Origin of the sequence: Croceitalea sp. P059 (assembly GCF_031846365.1) — a bacterium.
Classification (GTDB): Bacteria; Bacteroidota; Bacteroidia; order Flavobacteriales; family Flavobacteriaceae; genus Croceitalea; species Croceitalea vernalis.
Genome location: NZ_JAVRHW010000003.1, coordinates 321,089 through 345,504, shown reverse-complemented (window position 1 = coordinate 345,504; position 24,416 = coordinate 321,089). Strand labels below are relative to the sequence as shown.

Below are 24,416 nucleotides of genomic sequence, written 5' to 3'. Positions count from 1 at the left end.
TTGCATTCCTATTTTTAAAATACAATTGAAATAAATGTCCGATACTGCAACGTTAGAATTTGAAGGAAAAAAATATGAATTCCCAGTAATTAAGGGAACAGAAGGTGAGTTGGCAATTGATATTAAAACACTCCGTGCCGAAAGTGGGATTGTGACTATTGACCCAGGATATAAAAATACTGGTTCCTGTGAAAGTGCTATAACCTTTTTAGACGGTGAGAAAGGAATTCTACGTTATCGTGGCTATTCCATAGAAGAATTAGCTGAAAAAGCAGATTTTCTTGAAGTAGCGTATTTATTGATTTTTGGGGAGTTACCCAATAAGGAACAATTGGAGACTTTTCATAATGATATTAAAGAAGAATCTCAAGTAGATGAAGAAATGAAAAAGATTTTGGATGGTTTTCCAAAGTCCGCCCACCCAATGGGTGTTTTATCTTCTTTAACTAGTGCTTTGGTTGCTTTTAATCCAGTTTCTGTTGATATATCTTCAGAAAAAGCAATGTACCATTCAATTGTAAGAATTTTAGCGAAGTTTCCTGTTTTAGTAGCTTGGGCCCAACGAAAGAAAAAGGGGTTACCATTAGATTATGGAGATGATACTTTGGGTTATGTGGAGAACATTCATAAAATGATGTTCAAAAAACCTAATCAAGAATACAAAAAGAATCCAATTGTAATAGAGGCTCTTGATAAATTATTGATTTTACATGCGGATCACGAACAAAATTGTTCTACTTCAACTGTTAGAATAGTTGGATCATCTCATGCCGGGTTATTCGCTTCTTTATCTGCAGGTATTTCTGCTTTATGGGGTCCTTTGCATGGTGGTGCTAATCAAGCGGTTTTAGAAATGCTTGAGGCAATTGAAGCTGATGGAGGAGATACCAAGAAATATATGGCCAAGGCCAAAGATAAAAACGACCCATTCAGATTGATGGGCTTTGGACATAGAGTATATAAGAATTTTGACCCGCGAGCAAAAATTATTAAGAAATCTGCAGACGAGGTTTTGAGTAGTTTAGGCATTGAAGACCCGATTCTAGAGATTGCTAAAGGACTTGAAAAAGAGGCTTTGGAAGATGAATACTTTGTAAAACGTAAGTTATATCCTAACGTTGATTTTTACTCTGGTATTATTTATAGAGCTTTAGGCATACCTACTGAAATGTTTACCGTAATGTTTGCATTAGGACGATTGCCTGGATGGATTGCTCAATGGAGAGAAATGCGATTGAAAGGTGAACCTATTGGTAGACCAAGACAGATATATACAGGTGAAAATCTGCGCTCTTTTGTCGAAGTTGATAAAAGGTAGATTGCTACCTTAATAAAAAACAAAAAGCTCTTTTAGTTCACTGAAAGGGCTTTTTTTGGTTATAATATTTAAGTAATTAAAAATATGCTTCAATTAAATATTAAAAATGAAACTGCAAGATTAAGGGTTGTTGTGTTAGGTACTGCTGAAAGTTGTGGTCCTGTACCTAAACTTGAAGAAGCCTACGACCCAAAATCATTAGAGCATATATTGGCTGGCACATATCCTTTAGAGTCAGATATGATAGAAGAGATGAATGCTTTTGTCAAAGCTCTAGAAAAACATAATGTTCAAGTTTTTAGACCTTCTGTATTAAAAAATTGCAATCAGATTTTTTCTAGAGATATAGCATTTGTTATAGATGATGTTTTGATTCATGCGAATATTTTACCTGATAGAGAAGAAGAGTTTCAGGCCATTAAACATGTTGTTGACCAAATAAGTCCAGATAAAATTATTTATCCACCTGAAGAGGTTCATGTTGAAGGAGGTGATGTAATGCCATGGAATGAATATATTTTTGTTGGAACTTACACAGGGAAAGATTACCCAGATTATATAACTGCTAGAACCAATAAAGAAGCAGTTGAATTTTTAAAAGCTCAGTTTCCAAATAAAAAAATAAAGTCTTTTGAGCTTAGAAAATCAAATACTAATGCAAAAGAGAATGCCTTGCATTTAGATTGTTGTTTTCAACCTATCGGTAATAATAAGGCGATTTTACATAAGAATGGTTTTTTGATTGATGAAGAATATCAATGGCTAGTAGAGTATTTTGGCGAGGAAAATATATTCGAGATATCGTCAGAAGAGATGTATCAGATGTTTAGTAATGTTTTTTCTATCTCACCTCAGGTGGTAGTATCGGAAAAAAACTTTACAAGACTCAATAATTGGTTGAGAGAACAAGGATTTACTGTCGAAGAAATTCCGTATGCAGAAATTGCCAAACAAGAAGGACTGCTTCGTTGCAGTACATTACCATTAATTAGAGAATAAAACCTAAACCAAATTGTAGTTTTTAAATATATCAGAAGTTCAATAAACCCTACTATAAGAATGCAAATCACCAATACAATTTTAATGATTCGTCCTGTGGCTTTTCGTATGAATGAGCAGACTGCCGTTAACAATTATTTTCAAGAAGAATTAGAGATAACTAACACGTCTATAAACCTAAAGGCCCAAAATGAGTTTGATGATTTTGTTGAAATTTTGCGTAAGCGTGGTGTTAATGTAATTGTGGTAGATGATAAATTAGAAACCGATACTCCTGACTCAATTTTCCCAAATAATTGGGTTTCTTTTCATGAAAGTGGAACCGTTGTGGTTTATCCTATGTTCGCTGAGAATAGAAGAAGAGAACGTCGTGAGGACATATTTGATATTCTTGAAGAAAATGGTTTTCGTATTGATAATATTGTTGATTATACTTCTGCAGAAGAAGAAGGCTTCTTTTTAGAGGGTACAGGCAGTATCTTAAAAGATAGAGTTAATCAAAAGGCCTATTGCGCCTTATCAGAAAGAGCGCACGAAGAATTGTTTATAGAGTTCTGTGAAGATTTTAATTCTTTTCCAGTAATCTTTACTGCTAATCAAACTGTTGAGGGCAAACGATTGCCCATTTATCATACCAATGTAATGATGGCCATGGCAGAGACTTTTGCCGTAATTTGTTTAGACACTATTGATGATAAGAAAGAACGTAAAAATGTTGTTGATCATTTAAAACAAGCCAAGAAAGAAATTATTACCATTAGTGAAGCACAAATGCACCAATTTGCAGGTAACATGCTTCAAGTTATTGGTGCACAAGAAAAACGATTTATGGTCATGAGTTCTGCTGCTTATTATTCTTTACGAAAAGACCAAATAAATGCTATTGAAAAACATTGTGAAATAATCCATAGTACCTTAGAAACAATTGAAACATGTGGCGGAGGTAGTGCGAGATGTATGATGGCTGAGGTATTTTTACCAAAAGCTAATTAGTCGAAGTTGCTTCAAAAGATTTGATTGCTTCGTTTGGTTCTATTATAGTATGACCCTCCCAGAAATTGGGTTCGTATTTAGATAAGTAAGTTAATTCAGTAGTTGAATTATCAGGCAGTTTGTTAAATGCCGCTTCACTAGACCCTTTTCTTTCAAAAGCGACCCACTCGAACGTGTGTTCATTTTTAGAAGTGTAGTAAAGCTCTAATACTATTTCATTTTGTTGGCGTCTGCCTTTTGTGTTTTTGTTCTTCTCTACAATTTTTAAAGGGCGTTCAGCATTTAGGTACTGATTATGACTCAATTTGGAGAAAGTAAGTTCATATTTACCATTATTCATTTTAGAGTATACCGCTACTCCTTTATAGAGTGTTTCTTCATAATGTACTCCCAATAATTTTAAAGGTTTTATAGGTTTCTCGTTAGTATATTCTATTCTTGTCAAGGCAAAATCATCAGTATTTATATAGAGCTTACCGCTAAGTGCTGCATACTTTTTTGGAGCGAAAGAAATAATATATTGACGATTATTCTCGCTCGTTTTAATGGTGTTTTGAAGAGTGAAGATGTAACGATTCGACTTGCTAATTACATCTAAACGTGATTTTTTACCAAAAACCTGGGTTTCAATTAGCCCTAAACGTTCCTTTCTCTTACTTATAAAATTGCGTTGGGTAAGTTTTTTTAATTCAATATCATTCTTACCATCTTTCAAAATTGAATTAGGCCCATTATTAAACTGATATTTTGATGATATCGGACCTGTTTTAATCTTAAAATAAGAGTCTGATTTAGTATGTTTTTTAATAATGTTTTCCAATCGCCCTCCAAGAGCTTCAAAAGTTGCTTGATTTTCTAAATCATATAATTCGGCGGCCTTTGTTACAATCAGTTTTATACTGTCTTGTTTTTTATAGAGTTCTCCAAGAGTTTCAGTGTGGTATTCTGATTTTTTTGGCAAGGCCTTGGTAATACTATCTAGCAAAAGCTGATTTATTCTGTCAATACTTGATGAAACAAGTTTTAATTCAGCCCTTTCGATTTGATCATTGGTTGACTGCCTTAGAAAAAATCGTTTTTGAACAGGAAGAGTTTGATAATTGTCAGGTACCTGAATTTTCATACGTTCCACAATTTCTTCTGCTGTGAGACCTTGGCCGACTAATTCGACACCAACTAATTCTAGTGATTTTGCATGCAGTTGTAGGGTGTCTTTAGTTAATTCTGAATAGGTGAAAGCACTTTTACCGTAACCCATACAAGAAACATAAACTGAGTCTAAAGGCGCTACCGTTCTATCTAAATGAAAACTAAACTCACCGTTTTCATTTGTAATAGTGCCCAAGTCATCACCGTATTGAACTGTGGCATAGGGGATTGAGTATTTAGTTTCGGAGTCAATAATAGTTGCAGAATAGCGCTGAGCGCATAAAGAAAAGCAGCTTAATAAAAACAAGAAAATAAATTGCTTTCTTAAATTCATGAATAACAATTAGGGAATTGCTATTCTATAACTCATTTTTTTTAAAAAACTTGTGTAGAAAGTACTACAAATTTACTTGCTTTCAGTTACGGTAAACTCCCTGATAGCCTGATTTGGCTCCATGATATTATAACCTTTCCAAAAATCTGGATCATACTTGGCTAGATAAGTAGCTTTTACATGTTTATTTTCTTTGAATGAATCAAATTGTGAGGGTTCAATTAATTCATTTTCAAAAATTACTAGTTCCCATTTATTGGTGTTTGTCATTCTAAAGTCAATATTTAGCTTTAATTCGTTTTGCTTTCTTCGGCCTTTAACGTTTTTGTTTTTTTCAATTATATCTAAAGGACGATCAATTCTAAACCAACGACCAAATGTAAAGTCCACAAATTTAAGGTCATAACTGCCGTTAGATAATTTTGAAAATTGCATTGATCCTTTATAAATTATTTCTCTGTAGAAAATACCCAGTAACCTAAAATTTCTCAGGTTTTTAAGATTTTCAAAATCGACTCGCATTACCGCGAAATCTTCAATATTAATAAAAAGACGTCCACGAAAATCTGCACCGCCTTTTGGTTCAAAATCAATAATATAAACTCCTTGTTCCTCAATGTCAGAGTATCCAACTAATTCGAAATTATATTTTCTGTATTTGTCTACCACATTTAATTTGGTGTCTTCTTGATGATATAGTTCACCTAATAATTCATCGAAAATATATTTTTGGTTATCTATTAAATTTGAAACGGTATCATTTTCCATTTCCCTTTCAAATTGTGCTGCTTCTTCGGCTTCAAAATCAGACATGATAGAATCTACTTGGACTTTCTCACTGAAAATTCCAGATTTAATCTTTAAATAAGAATCTGTTTTTATGTTGTTTTCAAAGATGTTTTTCATTTTTTTACTAAAATCTTCAAATGAAGCAACATCTTTTTTGTCATAAAGTTCAGCCGCTTTTAAAATGTCAATTTTGTTTTTAGAATCATTTGTGTAAAAGTCTCCAAGACTTTCGGTGTAATGGTATGAATATTTTGGAATAGCTGCGCTTAGGCTATCAACAAAGGTTTTATCAAGTTCTTCAATAGAAGACTTTTCGAAGCCAAAATCAACTTTTTGAATGTTGCCAAAAACAGACTGACGTAAGAAAAACCTTTGTTTAATTGGAGCTTTATTAACATTTTTTGGTAATCCCTCAATCATTTTTTCTATAATTTCATTAGCGCCAAGTTCTTTGTCAAATAAGTAGACTCCGCTTAGTTCAATTGCTTTTGGAGTTATGAAAAGAATACTATCATTAAGTTGGTCTAAGGTGAAACCTGTTTGTAGATAACCCATACTAGAGATATAAATAGAATCTAAAGGTGTGGTATCTTCATTTAGGGTAAAACTAAATTTACCTTCTTCATTAGTTATTACTCCTTGGTTTTCACCATACTGTATAGTGGCATATGGAATAGCTTTTTTGGTTTTTCCATCAACAATTTTAGAACTAAATGTTTGTGCTGAAACTATGTGAAAAGAAAAAAAAAGGATAATGAAAATAATTGATTGAAATTTGAAGGTCATATGATGTTTTTGATGATGATTACTTATAAAGAAGACGCATATTTTATTGATAGGGTTGCCTAACCCATGACGATTTATGTAAATATTTGTTTCATGGCTAATGAATTTATGTTTTGGCAATATTTCTAATCATGCCTCCAAAAATAAACCAATGAAATGGTAAAATACTATACCAATATAGTCGTCCTCTCAGCCCTTTTGGCCTAAAAGTTGCAGTTTGATGCAAAACATTGTCTTTGTCAATTTTGAATTCTAGCCAAGCTTCTCCTGGTAGTTTCATCTCGGCAAATAATAGTAAACGTTTACCTGTTTTATCAGCTAAAAGAACTCTCCAAAAATCAAGAGCATCACCCGGAAATATTTTATCTGCGTTAGTTCTACCTCGCCTTAGTCCTGGACCACCATTAAGTTTATCTAAAAAACCTCTAATTTTCCAAAGCCAATTACCATAATACCAGCCAGTTGCACCGCCAATGCTCCAAATATTATTTAAAACATGTTGAGGTTTTTCAACTTTTATTTTTTTCTCGTCTTTTAAAACCCCAAATTTTGGAACTTGAACATATTTTTCAAGGTTTTGGTCTAATTGTCCACTTACGACACTATCCTTCCAACTGCTTATTACAAGGTTTTGTTCGATTTTTTTAAAGGCCATCGCAATTGCTTCCTCATAGGTGTGGGTTTTAATATTTAGTAATTGTTGAAGTTTATTATCTCGGGCTACAACTTCCATTTTCATACTAGAAACTAGATTCATTGCCAGTTTGTAAGAAGTTGAAGTAACAAAATACAACCAGTATGAAGAGAGTTTAGGCGTCATGATTGGTACTGTATATATCCAGTTTTTAAAGCCACGTACCTTGGCGTATTTGTGTAACATTTGTTTATAGGTAAGAATATCAGGTCCTCCAATATCATAGGACTCACCATAGGTTTTGGAGTTGCCTAGAACACCTGTTAAGAATTTAATCACATCACGTATGGCTATGGGTTGAGATTTAGTCAAAACCCATTTAGGAGTTATCATAAAAGGTAATTTTTCGCATAAATCACGTATGATTTCAAATGAAGAGCTTCCTGACCCAACAATAATGCCCGCACGCAAAACCGATAAGTTAAAATGGCCTTTATACAATATGTCTTCGACATTTTTACGAGAAGATAGGTGTTTGGAAAGTTTCTCATCATTGACTATACCACTGAGATAAATCACCTGCTTTAAATTGCATTTTTCAACCCATTTGTTAAAGTTTTTTGCGGCTTGAGCCTCTTTTTTATCAAAATCGGATAGTGAAGATGTCATTGAATGTATCAGGTAGTAGGCGTAATCAATATCAGCAGGCATATTATTTTCTTGAGAAGTATCTAGAAAATCAATTTCAATAACCTCTACTCTTTTACGGGTTTTAATATCTATTGATAATCGTTTTTCGTCTCTTACGGCACAAACTACATTGTGACCAGCGTCTAATAATTGTGGTAATAAGCGCATGCCAATATAGCCATTTGCTCCTGTTAGTAGAATTTTCATAAATCTTCTATTGAAGTTGGAGCGTTATCTGCTTTATAATCTAAAAGTTTTCTAAAGAATTTTTGAATGGCTTTTGTGTCAGACTTTACCTTGATAAAATAGCTGTCTCTATAAATGGAGTAAATCGCAAAATCACCTTTATAAATGGTCAATTTGTAAAAGGGGATTACAAGAGCGTAGGATTCGAGAAGGGAACGAAATCCGACGATAATTCCTTTCGGTCTTATTTCTATGTTGCAGATATTAGCATTATTATCTAAAATCAATAAGTTTCTGATTTCAACACTTGTTTCTTTAATTTCTAATTTGGGTGAGCCAATACCTCCTAGCTTAAATCTTTCTTTAAGAGTGAATGGTTTACCAACTTCATTATCAATCTTTGAAGTTATTTTTTTGTCGTTGTACGAAACATTTAAAAGCATAATTAAAATTAATGAAATACAACTCTTTATTACTTTCAACACTCTTAATCTTATCTAAAAAGGTTAAAATAACGTAGTTTTGCTCCTTGAAAATTACATTTTAATGGCGTTAGAGCAGATATTAGAAGAGCAGGTAAAAGAAGCAGTTGTTTCATTGTTTGATGCTGAACTACCTTCGGTTGAATTTCAGCCTACTCGAAAAGACTTTGAAGGTGATGTCACTATTGTAGTTTTTCCAATGTTAAGAGTAATTAAGGGTAACCCGGTTCAAATTGGAACTCAGCTTGGTGAATATCTTAAAACCAACGTTAGTCAAGTTTCAGATTTTAATGTCGTTAAAGGGTTTTTGAATTTAGTTATAGCCGATAGCTATTACTTGGATTTTTTCACAAATATTGTTGCTTCTACAGATTATGGGTACGCTAAGCCCGATTCTAAAGACGCTATAATGGTGGAGTATTCTTCTCCAAACACCAATAAACCACTGCATTTAGGTCATATAAGAAATAACCTTTTAGGATATTCTGTAGCTGAAATTTTGAAAGCTGCAGGTCATAAGGTCTATAAAACCCAAATAATTAATGATCGTGGTATTCATATTTGCAAAAGTATGTTGGCTTGGCAAAAGTTCGGAGGTGGTGAAACCCCAGAGTCTTCAGGATTGAAAGGTGACCATTTAGTAGGTAAATATTATGTGGCTTTTGATAAAGCATATAAAGGTCAAGTTCAAGATTTAGTCGCCAAAGGTAGAGAGAAAGATGCTGCAGAGAAAGAAGCTCCCATACTAGTTGAAGCTCAACAAATGCTAAGAAAGTGGGAGGCCGGTGACGATGAAGTGGTTTCACTATGGAGAAAAATGAATGGATGGGTCTATGCTGGTTTTGATATTACTTATAAAAATATGGGGGTTGATTTTGATCAACTGTATTATGAAAGTGATACTTATCTTCTAGGCCGTGATGTTGTTAAAAATGGACTGGAAAAAGGAATCTTTTTTAAAAAAGAAGATGGAAGCGTTTGGATTGATTTGACAGATGAAGGATTAGACGAAAAAATTGTATTGAGATCTGATGGAACAGCTGTTTACATGACACAGGATATTGGAACCGCAATTCAACGTGTTACTGATTTTTCTGATATAAATGGTATGGTTTATACTGTTGGTAACGAGCAAGATTATCATTTTAAAGTACTTTTTTTAATACTAAAGAAGTTAGGTTATTCATGGGCTGAAAAGCTATATCATTTAAGTTATGGAATGGTTGATTTACCATCTGGTAAAATGAAAAGTCGAGAAGGAACAGTAGTTGATGCGGATGATTTAATGGAAAATATGACCGCTACTGCCGCTTCAATTTCACAAGAATTAGGAAAGTTAGAAGGGTATTCAAACAAAGAAAAAGAAGCACTATACAAAACAATCGGCTTGGGGGCTTTAAAATATTACATTCTTAAAGTTGACCCTAAGAAACGAATTCTTTTTAACCCAGAAGAGTCTGTAGATTTTCAAGGAAACACAGGGCCTTTTATTCAATACACCTATGCACGTATTCAATCAATACTGCGCAAGGCTGAAACAATTAATTCTGATTCCATAGGTTCATCTTTGACACTTCATGAAAAAGAAAAGGAATTATTAAAACAAGTCCAACAATTTCCAAATGTAGTGCAATTAGCTGCAGAGAATTTTAGTCCGGCAATTGTGGCTAATTATACATACGATTTAGTAAAAGAATTTAATTCATTCTACCAACAAGTTTCAATACTAGGTGAGCTTGATGATCAAAAGAAGAATTTTAGAATTTGTTTATCTAAAAAAGTAGGAGAAATTATTCAAAATGCATTTTATTTATTAGGTGTTGAAGTACCAGAGCGTATGTAATTTTGGAAGATTCGGAAATTAACATATTTGCACTGGGCTTTCTCTTTTTCATAGTTGTGTACTTTCTATACTTAATTTATTATGCAATTGGGTTATACGATTTGAATCCTTTTTTAAGACCGTTGCCTTTAAAATCATATGAGAAACGACTTCTTGAGAAACACATACCAAGCCTCAAGTATCTAAGTGTTAGTAAAAAAGAAAAATTTTACAAAAGGGTAGCTTGGTTTAAAACTAAAAAAACTTTTTCTTTTAAGTCTGAAGTGGTTAATAGGGAAGAAATAATTCTTTTGATAAGTGCAGCTGGTATGCTACTTACCTTGGGGTTTCGGAGTTATAAATTCATAAGAACAATTCGTAGAATTGTGATTCATCCTACGGATTATTATTCGAGGTTTAATAAACAATACCATTTAGGTGAGTATAATCCAGGAATGAAAGCTCTTGCTTTTGCAGCTGATACCTTAACGGAAGGGTTTGAAGACGCCTCAGATAATTTGAATTTAGCGATTCATGAGTTCGCTCATGCTCTTTATTTTGAAACTACGGGTAAAAGTTCGTGGGAAGCACTTCGTTTTCAATGGGGTTTTAGAAAATTAAAAACTATTCATTCGGATGAGAAACTCATGAGTAAACTGCTTAAAGACGATTATTTTAGAACTTATGCCAGTGCTAATTCTTTTGAATTTTTAGCAGTGATTTCCGAGCATTTTGTTGAAACACCAAGAGATTTGAAAAGCAGAAACCATAGTCTTTATAATGTTTTAGAGAAAATGTACAACATTAGTTTTTTAAAAGGTAGCTAGGTTTTTATAATACAAAAGCCCCAACTTACGTCGGGGCTTTCATTTAGTAACCAACTAAAAATATAGAATTAGTCATTATTACGGGCTGCAACGGCTGCGCCATAAACTACAAGACCAAATCCTATTTTGTTAATAGCATCACCTATATTATAGATAACATCCATGTTAAGGCCTAAGTTTGCTACCCCATCATACCAGCCTTCAGTACCTGCCATATAACCAAGTGGGTAAATCGCCCAACCAACTAGTACAAACCAGCATAGTGTTTTATGAGCTTTTAAAACTGCTCCACCAGCTGATTCAGCTAATTTTTTAGCACCACCAAACCAAATTTCATATACAATATAGAAATAAGCTATACCAGAGAAAAGACCCCAAACTGCTGGACCTGAACCTGTAGTGTATACTGCTTCACCAAAGTACCCTGTTACAAGCATAACAACCGAAGCCGCAATTAATCTCCACATTAAAGATTTTTTAGCACCTGCAACCTTCAATATAAGGTAGAACTCAACGCACATTAATGGAACTGTAAGTACCCAATCAACATAACGGAAAAAAGTAGGAGATTCACCAACTCCAGCCCAATAGTCTCTCATGTACCAGTAGTGCACTGCTGCGATAAATGTAATTAAACCAGAAACTAAAATTGAGGTTTTCCATTTTTTATCAAAATCATTCATTGATAAAAAGAAAAAGGCAGAAGCTGCCATCATTGCCATACATCCAACAAAGAATGTGAAACCAACATAATCGTCAGTTGCGATTTTTGAAACATCAGCCCAAAGAGGCATACTTAATAAAAACGTTTTCATATAAATAAGAGTTAATTAATTTTGTTTAAGATAAAAGTAATAATAATTAAACACAATACCATAAAAAATGTTTAATAATTTTGTCATATATTTAAACACAAGTATATATTTTTGCTAAAATGAAAAATTGGCTTATTGTATTAACTTTTTTTAGTCTCTGGATTTCGACTATGTTTAACGAAGAAGTTCAGCAAGCATTAGCCTATGGTGTTATTTTATCGGTGGGTGTTTTACATGGTGCAAATGATCTTACCTTAATAAGAATAACTTCATTTAAAAAAAATAAAAGCCTGAGTTTCAATAAAGTTTTAGTCTACTATGTGCTTACCGTTCTAGTAATTTTAGCAGTATTCTTTATATATCCAGCGCTAGCGCTATTCTTGTTTTTAGTCATAAGCAGTTTTCATTTTGGAGAGCAACACTTAAGAGAAAAGATTAAAGAGGAATCATTGTTATCTAAAATGGCGTACTTTTTTTACGGTTTAACCATTTTGTTTATGATATTTAATTTTAATATAAACAAAACTCTTCCAATTTTTTTAGAAGTTACCGAGTTACCGATTCCCAAATCATTTTTTGAAATAACCTTTGTTATTGCCGTTATTGGTTTAGTAATCACTTTTACTTCATTGATGCTAAAAAAACAGATTAGGGTTAACTTGGTTGAAGAGATATTTCAGCTATTAGTATTAATGTTGGTTTTTAGGGTGGCTGATTTATTATGGGCTTTCTCTATTTATTTTGTTTTATGGCATAGTATACCTTCTCTAAAGGATCAAATAGAAGTGCTTCATGGCAAGGCCGAAGTTAAAGGCATAAAGAAATATCTGAAATCTTCTTGGATTTATTGGCTTAGCTCGCTAATCGGTTTAGTAGTACTTTATTTTATTTTTAAAGATGATAGTGAATTTTTCGTTTCTATTTTGATTTACTTCCTTGCAGCAATAACATTTCCGCATGTCATTGTAATGTCAAGACTTGAAAAAGTTAAAAACTAATTCTACAGCTTAAATTTGGAGTAATCCCTAATGAGGTATTTTCTACCGCTTCAATCGAGCTAGTATCTTCTGCAATCCTGTAATATCTATTCAAGATATTCTTTTTATTGGTAATATTCAATAAGGAAACACCAATTTTTGCTTTAGTTCGTCGGTTAAGATTCCATTCATAAATTGCAGAAGCATCAGCTCTAAGATAATCAGGTAGGCGATTCATATTTGGTTCTTGATAAATAATTCTTGAAGGAAAAAAGTTATTATCAATTGCGTTTGATGTTATTGGTTCTGTATAGGGTTTTCCAGTTCTATAGTTAATCCCGAAACCTAATTTAAGTTTGTTGATGGTATATGTGCTAGCGAAAGTAATGGTGTGCCTTACATCAAGATTGTTAGGAAATGTATTAGGCACAATGCTATCAAAAGTGTAATTATTCGTATTCAATGTATAACTCAACCAAGTACTATAATTATCGCCTTTTTTGTTGATTAAAAATTCTAAACCTTTAATTTCATAACTTCCTATTTCGCCATCAAACTGATTTTCATTCTGAAAACCTTGAGTTCTAGTACTTATACCATCTACCTTTTTATAGAAACCTTCTAGACCTAGATAAAGTGCATTTTTGGAGTAATTTAGACCAACAGATCCTTGTTGACTTTTTGTAATTGGTAAATCATCTTCATTAGAGAGAGTCCAACGCCGTTTTTCAATACCTAAAAAGTTTTGTTCCAAATCAATAACCTGATTTGTAGATTGGCTTTTAAATTCCCCTAAAAGTTGTGCTCTAAGGTTATTGGCCATTCTAAAGTTTAAGTTAATTCTAGGTTCAATCAATATTTTGGAAAAAGTACCAAGATTTTCAATGTAGTTCATTCTGACACCACCACTAGCTATGAATTTCTCTTCCATTGTACTATATTTTAGTTGTGTAAATGGAGCGTGAATTCTTATTACCCCTTTAGATTTAAGGTTGAACGATGGTTCAGTATTAAAAATGTTGTTTGTAATTCCTGTTTCTATATACTGATAACCATTTTGCCATATAATGGCTTGTGAAATTTTAAAATTGGTATTCAATTTTAATGCTCTTTCTTCTACAATATTGGTTTGGTTTAGGCGCTGAATCTGATTAGGAAAAAAGCTTTGAGCATCTAAATTATACTTTGAAAAATAAATGTTTAAATCAGAAGTAAAGTTTTCCCACCATTGACTTTTTAGTTGCAAACCGCCGGAAAAGTTGGTTTGGTCTAAAAAACTTCTTGAAGTTTCATTTACTTCAATATCTGTTTCTGAAAAATCCAAATCATTATCAATACCAATAAAACTCAATCGTAATTTATGATTGGAATTAATATCATAGAGTAGCTTTCCCGTAAAATCGTAGAAAAAGAACTTTTCGTCTCTCGTAAGGCCTTCGTCAATTGCTTGATTTTGTTCATTTCTGACCTCGGTGTCTTGAAAAGCTCTATCTGTGAAACTATCATAAACAGGAGTATTTAAAAAGTCAGTTGTAGATCGGCGTGCTGAAAATTGAAAGGCAAGATTATCTTTTAATGGTATTTGACCAAACACATCACCACTAATAAAATTGAAACCTGCTCCACCTAAAAGAACACCGTCTATCTCATTCTTTGTTTCCATACTAATAACACTACTAACACCATCACCATATTGAGCAGGTGTACCATTCTTGTAAACAGTTATTTTATCTGTTAAATAGGGGTTAAAAGCAGAAATTAACCCAAAAAAATGACCGGATTGATACATCTTAATACCATTCCATAAGGTGAGATTTTGGTCGTTGGTGCCGCCTCGAACATTAATATCAGAGACAGTTTCATCGATACTTTTAATACCTGGTAATGCTTGAATACTTTGCAAAACATCAGGCTCAATTAAACCAGGTAGAACACCGAGTTCGGCAGTATTTAAAGTGATGCTTGCATCTTCTTGTTTTATAATTCCAGAAGTTAAGAATTCGTAAACAACTACTTCATCTAGCTTTTCATAATTCTGGGCTAAAAGAATAGTAGAACAGTCTTTGTTATCTGCTAAATCGTTTACTGAAATGTATTTTGTGATATACCCTAAATACCGAATTTTTAAAGAAGCATCTTTAGGTACTTTTGATATTTGAAATGAACCATCAATATTGGTGATTATGGCTATATCCTCGCCCATTACTTCAATTGTGGCCCCGGAAACTGTGTTCTCAGCAAAATTATCAAGAACCTTACCGCAAAGGTCAATGTAAAGACTTTTTGAAATCGCATAATAACGATCATCTAACTTTTCAACTTTTAGTTGGGTTTGAGACCTAATGGACTCTAAGTTCTGGCTAAGATTACCGTAAATTGATGGTTGAATAAAAACGTTATCAATTGTTTCATCAACAAAAGAAAACTTTATAGCATATTTTTCCTCAAGCGTTTTCAAGAACACTTTTAGCTCAACTGGTTCATTTTTCTGAGCAATAATTGGTGTTAATGGGGTTAAAAGAATTAAACCCAAAAACAGAAAGAAAATATAATTACGGAGTGTTCTCAGCATAGAAAAGCACATTATCTTCACCTAATTTATAACTAATCTGTGAAGGGGTACTTATACTTTCTAACGCTATTTGTAAATCCGTGTTGCTAAATGAGCCTGTAAAAAGTTGATTAGTGTTAACGTTTTTTAAGTCAACTTTAATATTAAATTGTCTTTCAAATTCATCAAAGACAAATTCAAGGGGAATACTAACAAATGAACTTTCATTCAGCACCCATGAAGGTTCTACCGCTTGTAGCTTCTGGGTATTCTGAATTTTATTATTGATTACTACAAATGAACTACCTGCGGGTAATTTTTTATCTTTACCGTTATAAGTAACTCTAACGAGACCTTCATAACAGGTTACTTCAAAAAAACCATCTCTATTTTCTACATTGAATTGAGTTCCTAAAACAGCAATTGTTCCTGATGAAGTGGCTACAGTAAATTTTTTTCCTTTAGCAACTTTAAAGAAAGCTTCTCCCTCTAATGCAACTGCTCTTTCTTTATCCCAATTTTTTTCGCTGTAAGAAACTTTTGAATCAGAATTCATTATAATTTGAGAGTTATCTGGCAACAGAACCTCATTTCTTTCAGCAAGTCCGGTATTAAATGATTCATCTAATGAATTCAAATAAAAATAAGAACCAACTAACATGACTGCTATAACTGCTGCTATTCGCAAAAACTGCTTAAATGGATTCAATGGGACTACTTTGGCAGTAGCTTCCATTTGTTTGTTCTTGAATGTTAAATAAGCCTGGTCAACATCAAATTTAGGTGCTTTTATTTGCTGTGAAGCCTCTGAAATTCTCTTGTACGAAGCATATTCATCAGATTTTTTAAACGATGATAACTCTTCTTCGGAGAGTTCATTATTGAGCCATTTTGCTAAGTAATTTTCTTGCATGTTTTCTATGCTTTACTGTGGTATAACAACTTAGGTTAATAAAACCCTACTTTATTATGAACTAAGTTCAATTATTATTTTTAAAAATGAAATTACTTTAAATCAAAATTCACACGATAGGTTAATAACACTTTTAGATACCCTCTATTTTTTCTCGTAATGTTTTTAATGCCAAATGCATTCTTTTTTCAATAGCTTTAATACTCACACCTTCCATTTCAGCAATCTCGGCATACTTTTTACCATCAATACGATTTAGTAAAAAAGTAATGCGTTGGTTTTCTGGTAAAGAATTTATAGCGTTATCTAATTTTTGTTGAAACTGTTTTTCTTCTAAAACAAATTCAGGCGACTCGTTAGAGATAGAATTTGAATGTTGATTAGCATACTTTAATCTTACTTTTTCTGCCTTCAATACGTTCAAGTACAAGTTATTCGAAACAGTATATAAATATGATTTGGCTTTTTCTGGAGCAACCTTTATGCAGTTTTCCCAAAGCTTTACAAAAGCCTCTTGTACAGCATCATGAGCCTTTTCTTCATTACCATATTTATAATATATGTAATTGAAAATCGTTTTAGAATGGTCTTTAAATACTGAATTGAAGATTTTCTCTTCACAAACATTATTCATGTATCCTTACTTTACTTGATTCGTTAAAGATATTTTAAAAAAAATTAAAAATCAGGTAGGGTAATGCTCATTAAAATTGTTTTAGGGTTGTAGTAACAAAAAAATAATCCAAATCGTTATGAAAAATTTAATCAATAATTTAATGTTTATCGGCCTTTTGGTTTTGGGCCTTTCATTTAATGCTTGCCAAGAAGAGTTTGAAGAAGTTGGTGGTAATGGTGAAGAACAAGAAACCATAACAACAAGTTCAACAACTGCCGATTTAATTATCAAGACTGCTTCCAATGATGGGTCTTTTGATAACATAGTTGATGGTGCAAGCTGTTTGGCAATTGAATTTCCTTATACCGTTGAAGTAGGTGGAATTCAAATTACTATTGATTCAATAGAAGATCTTCATTTAATTGAAGAAATTTTTGATGAGTTTGATGATGATGAGGATATTCTTGATATCATTTTCCCTATTACAATTACCCTAGGAGATTTTACAGAAGTTGTTATAGAAAATAAGGAAGCATTGCGTGAATTGGCTGCTGAATGTTTAGAAGGCGGTGACGACGACGATATAGAGTGTATTGATTTTGTTTACCCTATCACTCTTTTTACCTTTGATGTTAATGAACAAGAAACTGGTTCTGTTACCGTCAATAGTGATCGGGAATTACGTTTATTCTTCAAAGAACGTGATGATAATGAGCTGGTAAGTATTGACTTCCCCGTTACCTTAATTAAAGCTGATGGAACAGAAATTGTTGTAAACAGTAATGGCGAGTTGGCTAATGTAATTGATTCAGCTAAAGATGAATGTGATGAAGACGATGATGATGATTACAATGATGACGATTTTGATGAAGAACGTTTTGATTTCTGTTTAACGGAATGCCCGTGGGAAGTTCGAGAGGTAATTAGAGCTGATGTTGACTCAACTGAACAATACCTTGAATATATAATGAACTTTATGGAAGACGGTACTGTTAATGTGATTATTGAGGGTGACATTGTGGTTCCAGGTACTTGGAGTTCAAGCTTTACAGATGAAGGACCATTGTTAACTTTAGAGTTTGACCAATTGGTAGACTTTAACTTAGAGTGGTTGGTTTATGAAATTGGTGACCATACTATTAAGTTGTTTGCAAATGATGGTAGCGATAAAATTATATTGAAACAATTATGTGACGATGACGAGGAGGGTCAAGATCCAGATACTTTGAGAGAAATTCTAAAGGAGTGTTCTTGGATTATTAGAAAGGTAGTATTGCAAAATGAAGAGATTGATAGATTACTAGGATTCGAGTTTGAGTTTTTACCAGAAGGTGTTGCTACTTTAAGTGACGGTATTACCACAGGTGAAGGTTCTTGGGAAATTGGATATAACGATGAAGAAGTTCTGTCATTACTAATAGAATTTGGTAGTGAGCCTGCAGTTAACTTTAATTGGCCTTTAAGAGATTTAGATGATGATCGTTTAAAGTTTGAAATCGAAGAAATAGGTTATGAATTGGTATTACAACGTGAATGTAATTCAAGTGCCGGTGACGAAGATGTTTCTGAAATTAGAAATATTATGTTAGGTGGTCAATGGAATGTTGCGTTATACGATGACGAAGGAATGGATCAAACTGAGGCTTTTTCTGGAATGGATTTTAGTTTCTCAAACTTTAATCAAGTTGAAGTTTCTGTAAATGATGACCCAATTTTAGCTGGAGTTTGGAGAATCTTGAGAGGATATGGTGATAACCTTAAGTTTTACTTAAACCTTGGAGATGATGAGACCTTTGGCGAATTAACAGAGGCTTGGTTTATTGGTGAAGTTAGTGCTGACCGAATTGAATTAATTTATGAAGATGAAAATATCAATTTCAAGAAATTAGTATTTGAGAAAAAGATGTAGTCTTTTTTGCCCCACATCAATTCTGCAAAGGACAGCTTTTAATTAAGCTGTCCTTTTTTTTCTTGCAATAAGTATTTTATTTACAAGTCTATTACTTCAAGCGAAGTTAAAGCCCTTCAATTATTCAAGTAGAGTGCAGTTCAATGTAAGAACTCACAGAAAAATTGACTTTCAAAAGTATTCCATCTTGAAGAGATATTTATATTTCTACCCAAGAACACAATCCATTGGTATTTCTTAAATTTGTATTTCTTCAAAAATGATGAAAACCCATGTTTGATAATTTAAGTGAAAAACTAGATAAGGCCTTACATGTACTAAAGGGGCATGGTCAAATCACAGAGATAAATGTAGCCGAAACCCTAAAGGAAGTTAGGCGAGCATTACTTGATGCGGATGTTAATTTTAAGATTGCAAAGTCCTTTACAAACACCGTAAAAGAAAAAGCTCTTGGTCAAAATGTATTGACCAATTTGCAGCCTGGCCAATTAATGGTCAAAATTGTAAAAGATGAGTTAACCCAATTAATGGGAGGTGATGCTGAAGAAATTAATTTAACTGGTAGTCCTTCTGTTATTTTAATGTCTGGTTTGCAAGGTTCTGGTAAAACTACTTTTTCGGGTAAATTAGCCAACTATTTAAAGAATAAAAAAAGCAAGAAGCCATTATTAGTTGCCTGTGATGTTTATAGGCCGGCAGCTATTGATCAACTTCATGTGGTCGGGGAACAAATAGGAGTTGAGGTTTATTCCGATAGAGAAAATAAAAACCCGGTATCAATTGCCGAGGCAGGCATAAAACATGCAAAAGCAGTTGGTGCCAATGTTGTCATCATTGATACCGCTGGACGTTTAGCTGTTGATGAGGTAATGATGGATGAAATAGCAAACATTCATAAGGTAATAAAACCCCAAGAGACGCTTTTTGTGGTTGATTCAATGACAGGGCAAGATGCTGTAAATACAGCAAAAGCTTTCAATGATATTCTGAATTTTGATGGTGTAATTTTAACCAAACTTGACGGTGATACACGTGGTGGTGCGGCTATATCAATTAAATCAGTTGTAGATAAGCCAATAAAATTTATTGGTACTGGTGAAAAGATGGAGGCTATTGACGTCTTTTATCCATCTAGAATGGCAGACCGTATTTTAGGTATGGGTGACGTTGTTTCACTTGTTGAAAGAGCTCAGGAGCAATTTGATGAAGAACAGGCAAGAAAGATTCAAAAGAAAATCGCTAAGAACCGTTTCGGATTTGATGACTTTTTAAGTCAGATACAGCAAATCAAAAAAATGGGGAATATGAAAGACCTCATGGGAATGATTCCAGGTGCGGGAAAGGCTCTAAAAGGTTTAGATATTGACGATGATGCTTTTAAACACATAGAAGCCATAATTCACTCAATGACCCCAGATGAACGTTCAAATCCGGCTAAATTAAATACCAGTCGTAAAAAACGAATAGCCAAGGGTAGTGGTCGCACCATTCAAGATGTAAATCAACTTCTTAAACAGTTCGAACAAATGAGTAAAATGATGAAGATGATGCAGGGCGGTGGCGGCAAGAAAATGATGCAGATGATGCAAAATATGCGCTAATTTTTAATGTAAATCCTTATTTAATAAATAATACAAGAGCCAACTTTAATATGGAAATTTTAGACGGAAAAAAAATATCAAACGATATTAAAGACGAACTAGCTATTCAAGTTACTGAATTAAAAGAGCGTGGAGAAAAAGTTCCGCATTTGGCTGCTGTTTTGGTTGGTAATGATGGAGCAAGTCTAACCTATGTTGGCAGCAAAGTAAGGTCTTGTAAAAAAATCGGTTTTGAATCTACCTTAATCCATCTTCCAGAAGATACTACTGAAGAAACTCTTTTGCAACAGGTAGATGACTTAAACAAGAATACGGATATTGACGGTTATATAGTTCAACTTCCGTTACCTAAACATATAGATGAAGAAAAGGTATTAATGGCAGTTGATCCCGATAAAGATGTCGATGGGTTTCACCCAACTAATTTCGGAAAAATGGCCTTAGATATGGAGTCGTTTGTACCTGCCACTCCCTTCGGAATTATGGAACTTTTACGCAGATACGATGTCGAGACTGAAGGAAAACATACTGTTGTTATTGGTCGCAGTCATATTGTTGGTCGACCGATTAGTATTCTGATGAGTCAGAAAGGTAAAGCCGCAAATTCTACCGTTAGTTTAACACATAGTAGAACAAAAGACTTAAAGAAATTTACACAAGAAGCTGATATCATTGTTTCTGCTCTTGGTGTCCCTGATTTTTTAAAGGCAGATATGGTCAAGGAAGGTGTGGTTATAATTGATGTTGGTATTACTAGAGTTCCAGACGAAAGCAGAGAACGAGGTTATTACATTACCGGTGATGTTGATTTTGCTGATGTAAGCAAAAAAGCGTCTCACATAACACCTGTTCCAGGTGGAGTAGGCCCAATGACCATAGCCATGCTTTTAAAGAACACAATGATTGCAAGAGGCAGACATAGCGCTAACAAGACCAATTAATCCTCTTTTTGTGTTTTTTCATCTGGGGTTAAGATATCAATATCCTGGTCCCCTTCATCATTAGTACAACTCTGCAAACTTATAATTGTGATTAATAAAATAATCGACCATACTTTTTTCATGTGATTCTTTTTAAGACGTTTTTGATTAAAGCCAGTTTGTTTAAAACGTTATTTTATGGGTTGTTAGTGCACGATATTCAAAGGTTCAAAGCATCTTTTGAGTCGTAGCTTAAAATACCTATCTTTTACTACTAAATTTATTCAACCATGAAAAATCACCTCCTTTTACTCTTAGGGATAACGCTGCTATTAATATCATGTAATTTAATTAAACCAATAGAAAATAGTGTAAAAGTCTCTTTTACAAACAGCGTCAGTGAAACATCTTTAGACGGTCGCTTATTACTAATGTTTTCAACTAATGATGAGAAAGAACCTCGCTTTCAAATTAATTCAGGATTAAATGCGCAGATAGTATTTGGAATGGACGTAGAAGGAATGAAACCAGGTGACGAGTTTGAGTTTACTAATATGATATTTGGTTTTCCTTACAAAAGCCTATTAGATATTCCTAAAGGAGAATACTATGTCCAGGCCTTATTGCATACATACGAGACCTTTGATTTAGCTACCGGCCATACGGTTAAATTACCAATGGACAACGGCGAGGGTCAACAATGGAATCGATCACCTGGTAATCTGTATAGTGAACCTTTTAAAGTCAGTATTGGTGATAATGGTATTCAAAATTTAAAGGTGTCAATGGATAAAGTGATACCGCCTATTGAAGAGGTAAAGGATACAGAATGGATAAAACATATAAAAATAAAGTCTGAAAAGCTATCGGAATTTTGGGGACGTGATATGTATCTAGGAGCACACATTTTATTGCCTAAAGGTTTTAAAGAACATCCAGAAGCGGAATATCCATTAATGGTTTTTCAAGGTCACTTTCCATCTGATTTTGGTGGATTTAGAACCACACCACCGAATCCAGATACCAAACCAGAATATTCGGCACGATTTGATGTTGAAGGTTATAATATTGTCCAACAACAAGAGGCTTATGATTTCTATACCCGATGGAATGAGCCAGATTTCCCTCGTTTTCTGATTATTGAAATTCAACACCCAACTCCATATTATGATGACTCGTATGCTGTTAATTCAGCAAGTCAAGGTCCTTATGGTGATGCTATAACCTATGAATTGATACCTTATATTGAAAAAGAGTTTAGAGGTATCGGAGAGGGATGGTCTCGTTTTTTATATGGAGGTTCCACGGGTGGTTGGGAGGCTTTGGCCGTACAGGTTAAATATCCTCAAGAATATAATGGCTGTTTTGCGGCCTGTCCAGATCCTATAGATTTTAGAGCTTATTGTCTAACGGATATTTATGAAGATGAAAATGCCTATTACTATAAAAGTCAAAATAAGCAATTAGAAGTGCCTGCTCATCGTGACTATATAGGGAATATTTCTTCCACCATAAAAGACGAAAATCATTTAGAATTGGTTTTAGGTACTAAGTCTAGATCTGGTCAACAATGGGATATTTGGGAGGCGACCTATTCACCACAGAATGAAGAAGGATACCCTGAAAGAATTTGGGATAAAATGACTGGCGATATTAATCCAGAGGTCGCTAAGTACTGGCAAGAAAATTATGATTTAAGGCATATCCTGGAAAGAGATTGGGACAAACTTGGTGATAATTTAAAAGGTAAAATACATATTTATTGCGGAGATATGGATAACTATTATTTGAATAATGCCGTATATTTAATGGAAGACTTTTTAGAGCAAACAACCGAGCCTTACTACGAAGGTGAGGTTTTGTACGGTGATAGGGCGGAGCATTGTTGGAATGGTGACCCAGAATTACCTAACCATATTACTAGAATGCGCTACAATACTATGTATGTGCCTAAGATTATGAAACGTATTGAAGAAAGTGCGCCAGAAGGTGCTGATTTGAAAAGTTGGAGGTATTAAGAAGCTTATGAAAAATACTTCAATTAAAGTCGCATGGTTTGTTTTTGCCTTTATGGCTATTGGGGTAAGTATGTATCCCTTAGTATATATTTATCAAGCTTTTCAAGAAGGAGAATTTGGACTTAGACAATTAAAAGCTCTTGACCTTTTAGCAAGTTCAATTTAGAATATTGGCTTTTATGGTCATATTTCCTTTGGAGCTGTTGCTTTATTAACCCGATGGTCACAGTTCAGTTCAAAACTTAGAAAGAATCGACTAAATCTTCATTGAAAATTAGGAAAAATATATGCTATTTCAGTTTTAATTATTGGAATATGTGGTGTTTATATTGCTTTTCACGCCACCGGAGGCTGGATTACCATGTTAGGTTTTCTTGGGCTGGGTATTGTCTGGTTATATACAACAGGTAGTGCTTATTTTGCCATTCGAAACAGTAATATTCCATTACATCAAAAAATGATAATCTATAGCTACGCTGCGTGTTTTGGCGCAGTTACCCTTCGTATCTGGCTGCCTTCACTTACAATTGCTTTTGGAGCGTTTTTACCAGCTTATAAAATCGTGTCATGGCTGGCATCGGTTCCAAATATTATTTTTGCTCATTTCTGGATAAAGCGAAAGGTAATTGCACTAGGTTAACTATTTTGCGAACAACTGATCCATATCCTTAAAGGCCTTAAATTCTAATGCGTTTCCGGCGGGGTCAAGAAAAAACATAGTGGCTTGTTCCCCAACTTCACCTTCAAATCTGATGTAGGGTGCTATCACAAAATCAACCTCTTTTGCTTTTAGGTCTTTAGAAAAAGACTCAAAAATATTCCAAGGTAAAACGACCCCATAATGAGGTACTGGAACGTTTTTGCCATCAACGGCGTTAGTGTGCAACTGCTCTTCGGTTTTGGGCTTATAGTGAATGACAACTTGATGTCCGAATAAATTAAAATCAACCCATTGGTTGCTACTGCGCCCTTCTTCACAACCCAGAATTTCTCTATAAAAAGTTCTGCATTCAGCTAGATTGTGAACCGGAATTGCCACGTGGAAAGGAGTAACCATTATTTTAAAATTTTAAATAAAAATAATCAA

The 24,416-nt window shown here is 33.7% G+C and carries 22 protein-coding genes; 12 read left to right on the top strand and 10 right to left on the bottom strand.

Features of this window, described 5'->3' with window-relative positions; genetic code table 11:
* Nucleotides 1-34 precede the first annotated feature (34 nt).
* The 3 genes from RM542_RS11710 (at nt 35) to ctlX (ending at nt 3,310) form a co-directional block, all read left to right on the top strand.
* On the top strand, nt 35-1,318 hold the full coding sequence (locus tag RM542_RS11710; protein ID WP_311385934.1) for a citrate synthase: 1,284 nt from the start codon (nt 35-37) through the stop codon (nt 1,316-1,318).
* Nucleotides 1,319-1,402: 84 nt separating this feature from the next.
* Nucleotides 1,403-2,317, top strand: a complete 915-nt coding sequence (locus RM542_RS11705; protein ID WP_311385933.1) for an arginine deiminase family protein — start codon at nt 1,403-1,405, stop codon at nt 2,315-2,317.
* A gap of 60 nt (nt 2,318-2,377) precedes the next feature.
* On the top strand, nt 2,378-3,310 hold the full coding sequence (gene ctlX, locus RM542_RS11700; RefSeq protein WP_311385932.1) for a citrulline utilization hydrolase CtlX: 933 nt from the start codon (nt 2,378-2,380) through the stop codon (nt 3,308-3,310).
* Here ctlX and RM542_RS11695 read toward each other — a convergent pair.
* From RM542_RS11695 to RM542_RS11680, 4 genes are all read right to left on the bottom strand, one after another.
* Nucleotides 3,303-4,793: a hypothetical protein gene (locus RM542_RS11695; protein ID WP_311385931.1), complete on the bottom strand. Its 1,491-nt coding sequence runs from the start codon at nt 4,791-4,793 to the stop codon at nt 3,303-3,305. The two genes, ctlX and RM542_RS11695, sit on opposite strands and share 8 nt — an antisense overlap.
* Before the next feature lie 72 nt (nt 4,794-4,865).
* The gene (locus RM542_RS11690; protein WP_311385930.1) at nt 4,866-6,368 is read right to left on the bottom strand and encodes a carboxypeptidase-like regulatory domain-containing protein; all 1,503 of its coding nucleotides are present in this window, start codon (nt 6,366-6,368) and stop codon (nt 4,866-4,868) included.
* 106 nt (nt 6,369-6,474) lie between these two features.
* Nucleotides 6,475-7,899, bottom strand: coding sequence for an SDR family oxidoreductase (locus RM542_RS11685; RefSeq protein ID WP_311385929.1), 1,425 nt, complete (start codon nt 7,897-7,899; stop codon nt 6,475-6,477).
* A complete protein-coding gene (locus RM542_RS11680) occupies nt 7,896-8,321 on the bottom strand; it encodes a hypothetical protein (protein WP_311385928.1) in 426 nt (141 codons plus the stop codon). Before RM542_RS11680 ends, RM542_RS11685 begins: the two co-directional genes overlap by 4 nt.
* A gap of 103 nt (nt 8,322-8,424) precedes the next feature.
* Here RM542_RS11680 and argS point away from each other — a divergent pair, with 103 nt between their 5' ends.
* Both argS and RM542_RS11670 read left to right on the top strand, forming a co-directional pair.
* Nucleotides 8,425-10,203, top strand: a complete 1,779-nt coding sequence (argS, locus tag RM542_RS11675; RefSeq protein ID WP_311385927.1) for an arginine--tRNA ligase — start codon at nt 8,425-8,427, stop codon at nt 10,201-10,203.
* A gap of 101 nt (nt 10,204-10,304) precedes the next feature.
* The gene (locus RM542_RS11670) at nt 10,305-11,009 is read left to right on the top strand and encodes a zinc-dependent peptidase (protein WP_311385926.1); all 705 of its coding nucleotides are present in this window, start codon (nt 10,305-10,307) and stop codon (nt 11,007-11,009) included.
* A 68-nt stretch (nt 11,010-11,077) separates the two neighbouring features.
* On the opposite strand, the gene RM542_RS11665 is transcribed toward RM542_RS11670, so the two are convergent.
* Entirely contained in the window at nt 11,078-11,824 is a 747-nt protein-coding gene (locus tag RM542_RS11665; RefSeq protein ID WP_311385925.1) for a bacteriorhodopsin-like, read from the bottom strand.
* 170 nt (nt 11,825-11,994) lie between these two features.
* Here RM542_RS11665 and RM542_RS11660 point away from each other — a divergent pair, with 170 nt between their 5' ends.
* Nucleotides 11,995-12,822, top strand: coding sequence for a Brp/Blh family beta-carotene 15,15'-dioxygenase (locus RM542_RS11660; RefSeq protein ID WP_311385924.1), 828 nt, complete (start codon nt 11,995-11,997; stop codon nt 12,820-12,822).
* On the opposite strand, the gene RM542_RS11655 is transcribed toward RM542_RS11660, so the two are convergent.
* The 3 genes from RM542_RS11655 to RM542_RS11645 form a co-directional block, all read right to left on the bottom strand.
* Nucleotides 12,812-15,373 (bottom strand): carboxypeptidase-like regulatory domain-containing protein, encoded by a 2,562-nt coding sequence (locus RM542_RS11655; protein WP_311385923.1) that lies wholly within the window; start codon nt 15,371-15,373, stop codon nt 12,812-12,814. The two genes, RM542_RS11660 and RM542_RS11655, sit on opposite strands and share 11 nt — an antisense overlap.
* Entirely contained in the window at nt 15,354-16,265 is a 912-nt protein-coding gene (locus RM542_RS11650) for a FecR family protein (protein WP_311385922.1), read from the bottom strand. The genes RM542_RS11655 and RM542_RS11650 overlap by 20 nt, the downstream gene beginning before the upstream one ends.
* A gap of 133 nt (nt 16,266-16,398) precedes the next feature.
* The gene (locus RM542_RS11645; RefSeq protein WP_311385921.1) at nt 16,399-16,899 is read right to left on the bottom strand and encodes a sigma-70 family RNA polymerase sigma factor; all 501 of its coding nucleotides are present in this window, start codon (nt 16,897-16,899) and stop codon (nt 16,399-16,401) included.
* 118 nt (nt 16,900-17,017) lie between these two features.
* On the opposite strand from RM542_RS11645, the gene RM542_RS11640 reads away from it, so the two are divergent.
* The 3 genes from RM542_RS11640 (at nt 17,018) to folD (ending at nt 21,332) form a co-directional block, all read left to right on the top strand.
* Nucleotides 17,018-18,790, top strand: coding sequence for a hypothetical protein (locus RM542_RS11640; RefSeq protein ID WP_311385920.1), 1,773 nt, complete (start codon nt 17,018-17,020; stop codon nt 18,788-18,790).
* A gap of 272 nt (nt 18,791-19,062) precedes the next feature.
* A complete protein-coding gene (gene ffh, locus RM542_RS11635; protein WP_311385919.1) occupies nt 19,063-20,391 on the top strand; it encodes a signal recognition particle protein in 1,329 nt (442 codons plus the stop codon).
* A 50-nt stretch (nt 20,392-20,441) separates the two neighbouring features.
* Complete coding sequence (folD, locus tag RM542_RS11630; RefSeq protein WP_311385918.1) at nt 20,442-21,332, top strand: bifunctional methylenetetrahydrofolate dehydrogenase/methenyltetrahydrofolate cyclohydrolase FolD; 891 nt, start codon at nt 20,442-20,444, stop codon at nt 21,330-21,332.
* Here the strand turns inward: folD and RM542_RS11625 are convergent.
* The gene (locus RM542_RS11625) at nt 21,329-21,454 is read right to left on the bottom strand and encodes a hypothetical protein (protein WP_311385917.1); all 126 of its coding nucleotides are present in this window, start codon (nt 21,452-21,454) and stop codon (nt 21,329-21,331) included. The two genes, folD and RM542_RS11625, sit on opposite strands and share 4 nt — an antisense overlap.
* Nucleotides 21,455-21,601: 147 nt before the next feature.
* Between RM542_RS11625 and RM542_RS11620 the strand changes: the two genes are divergently transcribed.
* The 3 genes from RM542_RS11620 (at nt 21,602) to RM542_RS11610 (ending at nt 23,969) form a co-directional block, all read left to right on the top strand.
* Nucleotides 21,602-23,329: an alpha/beta hydrolase-fold protein gene (locus RM542_RS11620; RefSeq protein WP_311385916.1), complete on the top strand. Its 1,728-nt coding sequence runs from the start codon at nt 21,602-21,604 to the stop codon at nt 23,327-23,329.
* Nucleotides 23,330-23,336: 7 nt separating this feature from the next.
* Entirely contained in the window at nt 23,337-23,495 is a 159-nt protein-coding gene (locus tag RM542_RS11615) for a hypothetical protein (protein WP_311385915.1), read from the top strand.
* 117 nt (nt 23,496-23,612) lie between these two features.
* Nucleotides 23,613-23,969, top strand: a complete 357-nt coding sequence (locus RM542_RS11610; RefSeq protein WP_311386104.1) for a DUF2306 domain-containing protein — start codon at nt 23,613-23,615, stop codon at nt 23,967-23,969.
* Here the strand turns inward: RM542_RS11610 and RM542_RS11605 are convergent, their stop codons facing one another.
* Nucleotides 23,970-24,386, bottom strand: a complete 417-nt coding sequence (locus RM542_RS11605) for a VOC family protein (RefSeq protein WP_311385914.1) — start codon at nt 24,384-24,386, stop codon at nt 23,970-23,972.
* Nucleotides 24,387-24,416 lie beyond the last annotated feature (30 nt).

Bases quoted from the DNA above. Each gene is read 5' to 3' on its own strand.
- RM542_RS11710 (WP_311385934.1), top strand. From the start codon at position 35: ATGTCCGATACTGCAACGTTAGAATTTGAAGGAAAAAAATATGAATTC.
- RM542_RS11705 (WP_311385933.1), top strand. From the start codon at position 1,403: ATGCTTCAATTAAATATTAAAAATGAAACTGCAAGATTAAGGGTTGTT.
- ctlX (WP_311385932.1), top strand. From the start codon at position 2,378: ATGCAAATCACCAATACAATTTTAATGATTCGTCCTGTGGCTTTTCGT.
- RM542_RS11695 (WP_311385931.1), bottom strand. From the start codon at position 4,793: ATGAATTTAAGAAAGCAATTTATTTTCTTGTTTTTATTAAGCTGCTTT.
- RM542_RS11690 (WP_311385930.1), bottom strand. From the start codon at position 6,368: ATGACCTTCAAATTTCAATCAATTATTTTCATTATCCTTTTTTTTTCT.
- RM542_RS11685 (WP_311385929.1), bottom strand. From the start codon at position 7,899: ATGAAAATTCTACTAACAGGAGCAAATGGCTATATTGGCATGCGCTTA.
- RM542_RS11680 (WP_311385928.1), bottom strand. From the start codon at position 8,321: ATGCTTTTAAATGTTTCGTACAACGACAAAAAAATAACTTCAAAGATT.
- argS (WP_311385927.1), top strand. From the start codon at position 8,425: ATGGCGTTAGAGCAGATATTAGAAGAGCAGGTAAAAGAAGCAGTTGTT.
- RM542_RS11665 (WP_311385925.1), bottom strand. From the start codon at position 11,824: ATGAAAACGTTTTTATTAAGTATGCCTCTTTGGGCTGATGTTTCAAAA.
- RM542_RS11660 (WP_311385924.1), top strand. From the start codon at position 11,995: ATGTTTAACGAAGAAGTTCAGCAAGCATTAGCCTATGGTGTTATTTTA.
- RM542_RS11655 (WP_311385923.1), bottom strand. From the start codon at position 15,373: ATGCTGAGAACACTCCGTAATTATATTTTCTTTCTGTTTTTGGGTTTA.
- RM542_RS11650 (WP_311385922.1), bottom strand. From the start codon at position 16,265: ATGCAAGAAAATTACTTAGCAAAATGGCTCAATAATGAACTCTCCGAA.
- RM542_RS11645 (WP_311385921.1), bottom strand. From the start codon at position 16,899: ATGAATAATGTTTGTGAAGAGAAAATCTTCAATTCAGTATTTAAAGAC.
- RM542_RS11640 (WP_311385920.1), top strand. From the start codon at position 17,018: ATGAAAAATTTAATCAATAATTTAATGTTTATCGGCCTTTTGGTTTTG.
- ffh (WP_311385919.1), top strand. From the start codon at position 19,063: ATGTTTGATAATTTAAGTGAAAAACTAGATAAGGCCTTACATGTACTA.
- folD (WP_311385918.1), top strand. From the start codon at position 20,442: ATGGAAATTTTAGACGGAAAAAAAATATCAAACGATATTAAAGACGAA.
- RM542_RS11625 (WP_311385917.1), bottom strand. From the start codon at position 21,454: ATGAAAAAAGTATGGTCGATTATTTTATTAATCACAATTATAAGTTTG.
- RM542_RS11620 (WP_311385916.1), top strand. From the start codon at position 21,602: ATGAAAAATCACCTCCTTTTACTCTTAGGGATAACGCTGCTATTAATA.
- RM542_RS11615 (WP_311385915.1), top strand. From the start codon at position 23,337: ATGAAAAATACTTCAATTAAAGTCGCATGGTTTGTTTTTGCCTTTATG.
- RM542_RS11605 (WP_311385914.1), bottom strand. From the start codon at position 24,386: ATGGTTACTCCTTTCCACGTGGCAATTCCGGTTCACAATCTAGCTGAA.